This is a genomic window from Paenibacillus sp. 2TAF8 (genome assembly GCF_052114825.1).
In the GTDB taxonomy this organism is placed as follows: Bacteria; Bacillota; Bacilli; order Paenibacillales; family Paenibacillaceae; genus Paenibacillus.
In genome coordinates this window covers 15,820-27,802 of sequence record NZ_JBFRFN010000039.1, presented here as the reverse complement: position 1 = coordinate 27,802, position 11,983 = coordinate 15,820, and the positions used below count along the sequence as shown (strand labels likewise).

At 48.0% G+C, this 11,983-nt stretch carries 11 protein-coding genes; 2 read left to right on the top strand and 9 right to left on the bottom strand.

Annotated elements, in window-relative coordinates; translation table 11 throughout:
- The 3 genes from AB4Z30_RS29465 to AB4Z30_RS29455 all read right to left on the bottom strand — a co-directional run.
- Window positions 1-669, bottom strand: a 669-nt coding sequence (locus tag AB4Z30_RS29465) for a hypothetical protein (RefSeq protein WP_441931157.1), incomplete at its 3' end; no start/stop codon positions are given.
- A gap of 169 nt (window positions 670-838) precedes the next feature.
- Window positions 839-2,224: a hypothetical protein gene (locus AB4Z30_RS29460; RefSeq protein ID WP_441931156.1), complete on the bottom strand. Its 1,386-nt coding sequence runs from the start codon at window positions 2,222-2,224 to the stop codon at window positions 839-841.
- 200 nt (window positions 2,225-2,424) lie between these two features.
- Entirely contained in the window at window positions 2,425-3,759 is a 1,335-nt protein-coding gene (locus AB4Z30_RS29455; protein ID WP_441931154.1) for an MFS transporter, read from the bottom strand.
- A gap of 639 nt (window positions 3,760-4,398) precedes the next feature.
- Here AB4Z30_RS29455 and AB4Z30_RS29450 point away from each other — a divergent pair.
- A complete protein-coding gene (locus tag AB4Z30_RS29450; protein WP_441931153.1) occupies window positions 4,399-4,860 on the top strand; it encodes a MarR family winged helix-turn-helix transcriptional regulator in 462 nt (153 codons plus the stop codon).
- Window positions 4,861-4,911: 51 nt separating this feature from the next.
- Here the strand turns inward: AB4Z30_RS29450 and AB4Z30_RS29445 are convergent, their stop codons facing one another.
- The 4 genes from AB4Z30_RS29445 to AB4Z30_RS29430 form a co-directional block, all read right to left on the bottom strand.
- On the bottom strand, window positions 4,912-5,403 hold the full coding sequence (locus AB4Z30_RS29445) for a hypothetical protein (RefSeq protein ID WP_441931152.1): 492 nt from the start codon (window positions 5,401-5,403) through the stop codon (window positions 4,912-4,914).
- Between the two features lie 159 nt (window positions 5,404-5,562).
- A complete protein-coding gene (locus AB4Z30_RS29440; RefSeq protein WP_441931151.1) occupies window positions 5,563-7,122 on the bottom strand; it encodes an MDR family MFS transporter in 1,560 nt (519 codons plus the stop codon).
- 244 nt (window positions 7,123-7,366) lie between these two features.
- On the bottom strand, window positions 7,367-7,939 hold the full coding sequence (locus AB4Z30_RS29435; protein ID WP_441931150.1) for a GNAT family N-acetyltransferase: 573 nt from the start codon (window positions 7,937-7,939) through the stop codon (window positions 7,367-7,369).
- A gap of 230 nt (window positions 7,940-8,169) precedes the next feature.
- Window positions 8,170-8,466 (bottom strand): hypothetical protein, encoded by a 297-nt coding sequence (locus tag AB4Z30_RS29430; protein WP_441931149.1) that lies wholly within the window; start codon window positions 8,464-8,466, stop codon window positions 8,170-8,172.
- A gap of 188 nt (window positions 8,467-8,654) precedes the next feature.
- Here AB4Z30_RS29430 and AB4Z30_RS29425 point away from each other — a divergent pair, with 188 nt between their 5' ends.
- Window positions 8,655-9,134 carry a GAF domain-containing protein gene (locus tag AB4Z30_RS29425; RefSeq protein ID WP_441931148.1) on the top strand — a complete coding sequence of 160 codons (480 nt, stop codon included), beginning with the start codon at window positions 8,655-8,657 and terminating at the stop codon, window positions 9,132-9,134.
- Window positions 9,135-9,301: 167 nt separating this feature from the next.
- Here the strand turns inward: AB4Z30_RS29425 and AB4Z30_RS29420 are convergent, their stop codons facing one another.
- Window positions 9,302-10,069 (bottom strand): MerR family transcriptional regulator, encoded by a 768-nt coding sequence (locus tag AB4Z30_RS29420; protein ID WP_441931147.1) that lies wholly within the window; start codon window positions 10,067-10,069, stop codon window positions 9,302-9,304.
- A gap of 477 nt (window positions 10,070-10,546) precedes the next feature.
- On the bottom strand, window positions 10,547-11,971 hold the full coding sequence (locus AB4Z30_RS29415) for an aldehyde dehydrogenase family protein (protein WP_441931146.1): 1,425 nt from the start codon (window positions 11,969-11,971) through the stop codon (window positions 10,547-10,549).
- Window positions 11,972-11,983 lie beyond the last annotated feature (12 nt).

The following is an 11,983-nucleotide window of genomic DNA, read 5'->3' as shown; positions in this document are numbered from 1 at the left end:
ACTGTTGCGTTCGGATTGAGCCATCGTTGCACTCTCCCCTTCTGCTTTCGCGTTCAGACCCAGATCCAGCATGCCACGGCTTTCGCTGGCATAGCTACTGTTTGCGGTACGCTCGCGGTCGTTCACGTTACTGTTGCGTTCGGATTGAGCCATCGTTGCACTCTCCCCTTCCGCTTTCGCGTTCAGACCCAGATCCAGCATGCCACGGCTTTCGCTGGCATAGCTACTGTTCGTGGTACGCTCACGGTCGTTCACGTTACTGTTGCGTTCGGATTGAGCCATCGTTGCACTCTTCCCTTCTGCTTTCGCGTTCAGACCCAGACCCAGCATGCCGCGGCTTTCGCTGGCATAGCTGCTGCTTGTGTTGCTGTTGCGTACCTGACCATCTCGTGAATACTCGTTCATCGTTTCTGCTTCTCCCGACACATTGGCATTCAGACCGAGGCCCAGTTTGCCAGAGCTACTATGCTCACTTGTAACGTCCGAAGATTGGTTATTGTAACGGTTCATGTTCTCAGCGGATACACCAGCATTGAGCCCTAGATCCAGATTTAATGCACCGCTTGTACTGGAGGAACCCCCATAGCTGCCAGTATTCCCGTAACCAGCGTCACGTTGTCCTGATAGCAATGATCCCAGTTCCAGACGCAGACCTGCATTTAAATCCAATTCACCGCTGCTGTTGCTGTTATAGCTATCTGCATAGGTTGCCTACGAAGCTCCCAGCAATCCAGCTACCAGCGTACCCGACAATACCGACAATTTTACCCAACGATTCACTTTTTTCATGATAATATACACTCCTTCTCATTTTTGGTTGAATTAACGCAATTGTTGTTTATGAGAAAGAGGTATATTTCGGCGGTTGACCTGGTGGTGCTTGTGACCACTGGCTGAAACCATCCAAACGTTCCATGTCAAAAGCAAAACCATAACCCGGCATCACCGGACTTGTTAACGCCAAAGGCAGTACTACAGCTGGCACGGATGCTCCGCCCCCCGTCACACCGGACGAACCGGAGCTTGTACCTATAGAGGTACTCGTTGCAGAAGGAGCTATTGCCATTACAGACCAGTTGACCGGTCGTTCTGTCCGTGGTTGCCACGGTGCAGAGGCTTCATCCTGTTTTTCAGGTAATACCTGATCTGCATTCAGATTCCCCTGACCTTGGTTCTCGGCTGCTGATTTACCAAACGAAGGGTCCATCTGCAACCATTCATTATCCAGTAAAGATACGTTTGTATTCGTCTCCTCAGCACGCTGGTTCAGACGATCCTGCTCCACAGGCACAGCCTGAGAAACAGTGGGTTCGGTGACCGAGTCCGGATTGATCTCGCGATCAATCACCTGACCTGTAACCTGTATTTCATCTTGTTCCGTGTTCTGTCCACTCACTTTGCCCTGAGACGAAGGTGAGTCGGTTGCTGTACTTGAAAATGGCTTCTCATCCTTAGGTGCTTGCACAGCACCGGGCTGCTCTGAATTATTCGCGGGCTGCTCCGGTTTCACAACCGGAAGTTCAATCTTCCCTTTACCAGGATCAACTTCTGTTGCTACACCAGTAGCAGGTACGTTTGCTTTCACCTTTGGAAGCTGTACCTTACCTTCGCTCAAGTTCACACCTGATGTCGAGAGATCCACTGACGTAACTTCAGGTACATCGACTTTGACAGAAGGAAGTTCAACCTTGCCTCGCCGCAGGTCTGTTTGCGCAGCAGACGTCTCTGCTTTGATGACCTCAGGAAGCTCGGCTTTAATACCCGGCAAGGAGGCTGTACCCTCTTGTAGATTCACCTGACTGCTGGACACATCTGCTTGAATGACAGGTGTGTCTGCTTGTACAGAAGGAAGATCCATCGTCCCTTGCTTCGCATCGATGCCAATCTGCGATGTTCCTGCCGATCCAAGCGGTGTATCCACTTTCAGCTCAGATACACTTAGCTTGCCGGTAGATGCATTCGTTTGGATCGAAGGAACTTCTACATCAAGTAGTGGTGTGGATATTGATATCGATGGAGTCAGATCAAGACTGCCGTCTGCATTAGGTGAAAACAGGTTCAGTGACAATCCGCTAGACGGTTTGCTTGAACCCACCTGATTTCGAGCATCATCTGCATATGCATGCGATGAACCGATGCCCATAACCAACGTTCCGGCCAGAATGGCTAACGGAATGCTTGCCAGACGAGTGATCGATCTGGGTAATTTCCCTTTTAAGTTCAAGTTGCTTCACCCCCTTTCCGCGCTAGCGTTGGTGGGACAAGGCATATAAGTTTTCCCCTAGGATTAATTAGAATACAGGGATTTCTGCCTGTTCCTCATTAAACATGAAGGCGTTTCCTCAAACGATTTTCCAGTAAAAATATTTTAAATTTAAATTAATTTCCACCTTCATGCTGGGGGATCACCTCTCGAAAACCACCTTACGACACCTCTCCGGTTGACACAGACTTTGCCGGAAGAACTGCTTCCAGATCTTCTCCACTCTTCGCTCTTGGCTTCAACAAATACAGCAGACCCAGCAGTGTCAACAGAATGCCTGAACTTACAAACGCAGGCACAACACCAAACGAAGTCACTAATAACCCGCCAGCCACAGGGCCGAGAATGTTGCTCGTTGTCATCACACTGCCTACGGTGCCAAAAACCCTACCAGTCATTGGCTCAGGGGTCTGTTCTTGCAGCAGAATCTGAAAAGGCACGACTGCAAACCCGATACCCACACCCGCCAGGGCAAAAAGCGAAATAAGAAGCAGCTGTGCGCCCATTCCTGCTGAAGGCCATACGACAACAACTAACCCAGCCGTCCCGATCACGAGGCCTGTTACAGCGGTACCTATCCCCATTTTTAAACTGTGGCTCGCTGTTTTCCATTTCCGGACACTCATCGCCGCGATTAACGTTCCAACACCACTTGCGGCAACGCACCATCCAAGCAGATCACCCGAAATGCCGGGAAGTTGCCTGAACAAAATGACAGTCTGTGAATCGGCAAATTGCAGAAACAAAATCGCAGCTGCCAGCAAAAGAAGTGACGTTCCTACGCGAGGAAGTGAAGCTAGCATACGGATACCCTCAAGTGTTTCTTTCCAAAAGGATTGTTTTACTTGAGTCGATCTTGCTGTCTCTTCCTCTACTCCTGTTACGTCAGAATCTGCCCTTTGGATCACCCGCTGTCCGGGAATCCACAATAAAATAATGCCAGAGATCAGAAACGATGATGCATCCAGCACAAAACACCACGTGATCCCAAACCCGGCTACAAGTAATCCGCCCAGTGCCGGACCGATAATTTTGGACATCTGTTCAATCACCGAGCTAATGGAAACCGCTTGGGCAAGCTGGTGATGTGGCACAATTTCTTTCAACTTGCCGTTCTTAGCAGGTGAGAACATGACGTCAAATAGAGATTTAAGAATAAGCAAAACATAAATATGCCAAATCTGATCCGCAAAAATAAATGCACCCACGATGATAATTCGGGCCGCATCCGCTGTAATCATCATCCACTTTCGGTTCAGGCGATCTGCCAGAGCACCGGCAAACGGCCCTGTGAGTAGCATTGGCAGTGCCGCAGATAGCATCACAAAAGTGATCTCCCACGGCGTTGCATTCCAGCGAAGCCCTACCAGGGTGAAAATAGCCAACAGATGCAGCCAGTCCCCCAAGTTGGATATCGCCTGAGATACCATCAATGTCATGAATGCCCGATTTTGTTTCAGTGCCCCTTGCCCTGCTACATTGTAGTTTGTCGTCATCCCACTTCTCCTCCATCATTTTCCGAATATCTAATATGAAAATGATTATATAAAAGTTTCTCTGGCAAAACCTCCTGCCAGAGTCTGAGATGAAAAACACCCACAGGATGATTTTTGCTTTTGTGCTTCCCCCCGCTCTGTTCCATTTGGTTGCTCTGATCCGGAATATGTATTCTAAATCGTGACGAATGATCAAATTTTAAATGCTAAAAATGCAAATCTTGTGACATATCGCATGTTTTTCAACGATATTGAGGTCTACAATGAACATATGACGATCCTCCGATTCGTCAATTGATATAATGATCCAACTCATATAAGTTGATCTGATCTTTTACAGAACGCTTTGTATAAGTTTAACTATTATTTACACAGAAACGGAGAGGACAGAAAAAACCTGGAGAAGCGTAGCGTTCGCCTAAAAGCTTTCTGCAAGAAAGCTACATCGGAAGCATAAGCTTATCACCGGATTTTCCCTTTAAGAAAAGGGAATCAAAAAATCTGGGGATAACAGCGATTGGAAGGTTATTCTGTCATCGGAGTGAAGGGGTAAATTAACCTTAGTTCAAACTTATACAGCAAAGAGAACCTTCATATATCACGTCAACTTATATAAATACACTGAAAGGCGGGATCAGCATGCTGGAATTACAAGAGATTGGGACAGAACGTTCACTTCATCTGTACCGCACCCTCGCTCATACGTTCAAAAGTGTGAATGAACACGCTGTATCTGGAAGTAAAGTACATGGTTTTAACCCGACTGCCTATGGAGTGCTCGAAGTGTTATACATGAAAGGGGCACAACCAATTCAGCAAGTAGGGGCTCAATTACTGTTGCAGAGCGGCAATGTCACCTATGTCATTGATAAATTGGAGCAAAAGGGACTGCTGCGCCGCAAACATTGTCCTCAGGACAGACGCATTATTTTTGTTGAACTGACCGAAGAAGGTCAGCGTACGATGGATGATATCTATCCGGGTTATGCAGTCAAGATTGATCGTGCGGTCAGCGGACTTAGCGAAGAGGATAAGGAACTTCTATCCGAACTTCTGGACAGACTGGCTCATGGTGCAGAAAGTCTGTCAGCGAGCAGCTAGAATTGGATTAAGCCGTAACATGAAAAGACCGGATTAGCCTCCACTTAAGGCTTATCCGGTCTTTATTTTTTTATTGATTTTCAGCCAATGAAAACCTGCCCGCAGAACATATTGCCAGCCCAGAAAGATCGGGGTGAAGATAAACATCTGGCGGATTGCCCCCATGTAAAGAAACGTATCCCCCCGAAACACAAAGACAGAGAACAGAACACCGCTGAATCCTGCTAAAAGAACATAACCAATCATTATGGAAACAAGCTGCATCGTGACTCCTTTGAATCGTCGCGCTAAAGACAGAGTCACCGCATCCGTCAAAAGTGACAGCGGAAGAATAAGAAAAATGGCGATTGCTAGAGTAATCAGTACAGCTATCACTAATGAATACCATAGCGGATAATAATACGTATTCTCCATTCGTTCGGCAACCGGTACATAGTTAATAAAAACCATAATGACAGAGATCGAAATACAGGCTAGCAATGCTGAGAAGATACGGACAGGAAAGGAAACGGAATGCAGGGCTAGCCACTTCGGGTTGCTCAAGGTTTCATCATCCTCCTTTTTCCAGTCCATCATACCAGACCCATTGAAATATAAAAAGCAGCTGATTCAGCTGCTTTATTAGGACATAGCGATGATATGCATCGATCCATGCATTCCATTGCTTTGCTGTGCATTTGTATTCTTCTCCGGGCATGCCGGTTACTTCTGCGTGGCTTCCACTTGTGGCGGCGCATCAGCATCCTCGGGGACGATCAGCCGTTTGCGCAAAGCTAGTGTAGTAACCCACGAAACAATCGCAATAACAAACATGATGACAAACAAGGAGTGCAAACTGCCTTCCAACACACTTCGCAGCAGCGCCCACTTCTCGTCCGATAAAGTTGCATCCGTATGCGGTGCAAGCAGTTCGTTTAGATCCTTCTCCGAAATACCTGACGCTGCCAAATTTTGTTCACTCGACAGTGCCGAGATGCGGAAGTTCAGCCACGTTCCAAATGCTGCTGCACCAATCGTCTGGCCGAGTGTACGCATGAACGTATGCAGTGCTGTTGAAGAACCACGCTCTTTATACCCTACAGAAGACTGGGCAATGATGGTGAAGATCGTAAAGGCAAAACCGAACCCTAGCCCATAAATAAAGGTCAAAATGAACAGAACGACCTGCGGAGAAGTCCCGCCAACTAAGAACAGCCCGCCCGAACCAACGGCAATTCCGGTAAGTCCAATTAATGTGGTCAACCGTGATCCAATCTTGAGCAGCAGTCGACCTGCCAACACGCTACCGATTAACCAACCAACGGACATAGGCGCGAGTAGTAGCCCGGACTCCGTTGCATTGCCTCCGCGAACCCCTTGCACCCAGAGCGGCAAATAACTGGTTAAGCCGATCATCAAAGTGCTGGTCAGCAGGCCGGCGATATTCGCCACCCGGATGTCCCGGATACGGAACAGATGGAGTGGCACCATCGGAGCCTCGGCTCTTTTTTCCACCACAAAAAACAAGATGATAAACAGCACGGCAACGATGCTCAGTGCCACAATCAATGGAGAACTCCATGCGTAATACTGTCCACCCGCCGATAAAACAAAGAGCAAAGCGGTAATACCAACGGTGAAGGTCAGCGCTCCCATATAATCAATTTTGGCCGTGCGTGGTGAGATGTCCTCCTTCAAATAACGGAACACAAACCACATTGCAAGCAAACCAAATGGTACATTAAATCCGAAAATCCACTGCCATCCAAGGTTGTCCACGAAATAACCGCCGAGCAACGGGCCAACGAGAGATGAAATGCCCCATACCGAGCTGATCCAGCCCTGGATTTTTCCCCGTTCCTCAATGCGGTAAATATCCCCGATAATCGTAAAGGTAACCGGCACGACAGCTCCTGCCCCAATCCCCTGAATGGCACGGTAAGTGATCAGTTGCTCCATATTCTGCGAAAGACAGCATAAGAGTGATCCCAGCAAAAATAAAGCACAGCCGATGAGAAAAACGGGTTTACGTCCATATATATCACTAATTTTGCCAAAAATCGGGGTACTGACTGCCATGGTGAGCAGGTATGCCGTAAAAATCCAGCTGAGCAGCTGCACGCTCCCCAATTCGCTGACAATCGTCGGACCCGCCGGACCGATCACTGTTCCTTCAATCGCGGACAAAAATGTTGCCAGCAGCAGACCAGCCAGAATGAAACTGCGCTTCAAACCTCCTGTTGTATTCACACAAACCCTTCTCTCTTTTTTCTCTTTAACCATTAGAAGATATTATTTACATGCCCACTGCGAGCCAGAACAATCTTTCGATCGTTGTTACCCCCAGATTTTTTTGATCTCTTATTTTGTTTAAAAGGGGAAATCCGGTGGTAAGCCTATGCTTCCGATGTAGCTTTCGTGCCGAAAGCTTTTAGGTGAACGTTCCACTTCTCCAGCTTTGTTCTGTCTCTCCGTTAATGTTGTAATCTCAAAATAAATTAAGTATCTTTTCCTACCTTACTTTCCACTACCTTCTCTTATTGCGGAGAAACTCATCATATAATAGCGAGTACATCACCATGTCCTTGTATCCCGTAGACGTATGCTGCACCTGGCGTAGCAGGCCCTCACGTGTGAAGCCCTGACTTGTCAGAAACGTGCCCGAAGCTGCATTGCGCGGGTCCACAAGAGCTTCAATCCGGTTTAATCCCATGGTCTCATAACCAAAGGGTAGCAGTGCCGTGAATGCCTCGGACATATACCCGTAACGCCAGTACTCACGACCAAGCTCATATCCGATCTCACCACGAAATGCACCTTCCAGCTGCCATGTGTTGAATCCGCAGCTGCCGATAAGTTTGCCGGTAGCCTTTAGTTCGATGCCCCACCGAATGGCATCCTCTTCCCCTGCCATATGATTCAGCAGCCCGATCATGTCGGCCGCCTCGCTTGTCCCAATCATGGGTGCGAGATTCATATACCGCGTAACTTCCCGGTCTGACCAGTGTACGAACATCTCGGCCGCATCCTTGCGGCGCATTTTACGCAAACGAAGCCGCGCAGTCTCAAGCTCCGGGATTCTTCCTTTACATTTATACATTACCTGACACTCCGATCCGATCTTTCTTGCAGACCATAAGATTCATTAGCCATCTAACCATAACCTGCACCAATTGGCAACCGTTCACTCCTCAGATCATATCAAAAAACCGGGCGCATCTGCTCCCGGTTTTGACGTACCTATGAATCCACCAGCACAGGTTGTCCTGTTTACGCCGAGGGTTATTCCTGTTTCACTCAGCTTCTCGCAAAGCCGGATCTCCTAAACCCTTAAGCCGGAGAAGCTTTCTTGCTGCTAGCAAGCAATTCCTCGCTTACCCGTCCAAGCACGGCAACAATTTCCTTATACTCCTCAATACCTGTCCCGGTCAGGCTCCACTGGTCTCCGTGGGCAGTCAGGAAGTTCTCTTGCGTCAGGTGTTCAAGCTCCTGCTTGATCTCACGTTCACCCACGCGATATCCTCGTTCTTCTAACATAGGCAGTGCATCGCTTACGGTTAGATCCTCATTTTGGGCAAAATATAGAAGATGAATTCGTACAAATAGGTTCTGTACTTCTGCATGCATAAGCTAAGCTCCTTCCAGGGTTGTAGCCCTTCTTGGTTGCTAAGTAATTACCCCGCGAAACTACCCGAGAAACAGGTGCATGATTCAGGAAATTCCACCTCTTTCCAAAATCATTCCGCTTGACTAACCGCATCCTCTGCACTAATCTTGAAAATAAGTACCATTTTTGCTCGGGAGGGTGATTCACCATGTTTCAAGCTGTTTCCTATGAAGGAACACGAAGCGAGCAGCACACCGCCGTCCTGGGACAGTTAAGTGCTCTGATCCGCGATGAACCTAGTGCGATTGCCAATCTGGCTAACGCTGCTGCGCTGCTCAATGTATTTCTAACCGACACCAACTGGGTCGGATTCTATCTGTATGATGGAAAAGAACTGGTCCTCGGGCCTTTCCAGGGATTGCCTGCTTGCATCCGTATTCCACTTGGACGCGGAGTATGCGGTACATCTGCTGCGGAGAGACGTACACTCGTAGTTGATGATGTTCATGCTTTCCCAGGCCATATCGCCTGTGATGCTGCTTCCAATAGTGAGATCGTTGTTCCGATTGTCAAAGACGGACAATTATACGGGGTGTTAGATATCGACAGCCCGATCAAAAATCGTTTTGACGATGAAGATCGTATCTTCCTGGAAAAAGCCGTCAGCTTGCTCGTTGAGCAACTGTAAGCCGTTTTGAATCATTTACAATTCATTCGAACAAGAGAATTTGTGTTCTCACGCCATATAATGGTGCCATCGATATGTGTTAACAAAAAGCGCAGCCTCTCAGAGGTCTGCGCTTTTTGTTGCTATGTTCACACCGATGTTCTGCCCGCCCATGTTACTTTATGCATCTAGGATAGATCCTGTGCCGCTTTGATAATCATTCCCTCACGCAGAAACTCTGCCAATCGCGGATGGTAGCCATCATACATGTTCCGAAAATCCCGGTGCTCCACATAGAGATTGGCCAAATCCCGATAGATCTCTGCCGTAGGTGTGTAATACCCTTTGATCCATTCAAGGTGTCTTCCAATAATTTTCTGCACATCCGGACTGCTCGGCTCAAGGCCAAGCTCAAGTGCCTGTTTCAAATCGAGATGAATCCGATCAATCTGGGCCTGTGAATCCAAGAAATCCTCCTTGGATTTCAGTTCCATCTTCTCGGTGTTCAGATCGCTTTCCCGTAATGTATTATGCGAGTACTGTGTTTGATCTGCTTCTGGAAGCCGGGTATGACCTGTATCATGCGCAAAACCACGGTACAGTTCATGCTCCTCCATTGTCTGCTCTTCTTGAAGAAAGGAGACCGTTCGATCCAACGTCTGGATCAAACCGTGCAGGCGAAGGGCTTCCTCCAGAAGGCGGATACGATGCTGTTGCATCACACGTACCATTTCCAGAGGTTCTTCTTTAAGCATAGAACTGATCTCTTTCTCTGGCACGCCAACCTCCTTGCAGAACAAAATTTGCTGAAGTTTCAGCAACTCCCTTTTTTCATAATACATATCTTCATCCAGTCCGCGAAAAGCAGGAGACAGTAACCCCAGCTCCGCATAATGGCTTAACTCACTTAAGCTCACACCTGACATACCGGATACATCCGTCATAGAATACGCCATATGAGTTCACCTCCTACCTGATCTGCGTGTTCAGAATCTTCACCCGCCGCATTGTAATTGCGTTATATTAAAGAAACACAAAAGAATTGACATGCAAAACCTTATCCTGCTCGGTACGGCAGAACTCTTTTACACTGGATGTTTTGAAAAAACTCCACTAGTCCTCCAGCTGTACGCAGCCAACCTTATCATCATCCATAAAGATTGGAACCCGTAGTTAAAAAAATACGTGCACCCATGCTCTATGAAACAACAATTCAGACAGTTGCTTGCAGGATGTTACCTAATTAATACCCTCCTCACTCAATGTGAACCTGTAGTCATTGAAGAAAAATAATGAATTTTTTTAGACAAAGTTATCCTTTTGGCAATCGTTTTTGGTAATCGTTTATACCCAAAAAATCCTGTATCTATGAGATAGGTACAGGATTTTCAGAAAATTTATAGCTATCGCTTTATTACAATTGCCGAACTCGGTTAATTTTTATTAAACATGACAAACTTCAATTCCGTCATTTCTTCCGTTGCATACTTCACACCTTCACGCCCGATGCCACTTTGCTTCACCCCGCCGTACGGCATATGATCCACCCGGAATGTCGGAATATCATTGATCATTACACCGCCCGCTTCAATTTCATCCACAGCTCGAAGCGCTGTTTGAATATCATTCGTGAATACTCCTGCCTGAAGTCCATACATGGAGTCGTTGACATGCTGGATACCCTCGTCTACTGAATCCACCGAGTTAATCACAACAATCGGCGCAAATACTTCCTGACAGGATACCTTGGCATCACGGGGCACATTCACGAGCACTGTTGGACGCAGCACGCCGCCTTCAGCCTCGCCACCAGCTGCAACCGTTGCTCCCGCCTGTTTCGCCTCATTGATCCAGTCCAGAGTGCGCTGCACATCCTTAGAAGTAATAAGTGCGGACACAACCGTATCCTCATTCAGCGGATCACCGATCACAACCTGTGCAGCTGCTTCGGCAAAGCGCTGAATAAACTGCTCAGCAATCGCCTGATGCACATAGATACGCTGTAATGAAATGCATACCTGCCCCTGATAGGTGAATGCGCCTATAACACAGCGCGGGATTACCTTGTCCAGATCAGCATCCTTGTCTACAATGACAGCCGCATTGGAACCCAGCTCCAGCGTAACTCGTTTCAATCCAGCGTTGCTGCGGATACTTGTCCCAACGGCTGGGCTGCCAGTGAATGTGATGTAAGCCACATCAGGATGCCCTACGAGCACATCACCAATCGTTTTACCTTCACCGCTTACAACGTTTAACGCACCATCTGGCAATCCTGCCTCTTGGAGCAGATTCGCGATGTAATAGGCAGACAGCGGTGTCTGTTCCGCAGGTTTAAGCACGATTGTATTCCCGGCAGCCAGCGCGGGTCCAACCTTGTGTGCAACCAGATTCATGGGAAAATTAAACGGCGTAATCGCGCCAATGACCCCGAGTGGCTGCCGCATCGTATAACCAATGCGACCTTCGCCACCTTTGGCAGCATCCATCGGAACCGTCTCTCCGGTTAAACGTTTTGCTTCTTCGGCAGCAAACCGATAAGTCTCGATCGTACGATCGATCTCGGCTCTTGCCGCAGTAATCGGCTTTGCCGCCTCCAGTGCGACGACGCGAGCTGCCTCTTCTTTGCGTTCCTCCAGCATGGCGGACAGCTTGTACAGTAAGTCCGCACGCTGATGTGCAGGCATCTGGCGCATCGCTTTACGAGCCTTCACAGCCGCCGCAATGGCAGCCTCAGTCTCCTCTGCCGAGGCAGAAGCCACTTCTGCCAACGATTCCCCGGAATACGGCGCCTGGAGTGTTGTATATTGTACTGATTCGGTATGCTTGCCGCCGATAAGCAGATGTTGTTTTTTCATAAACGCATCCTC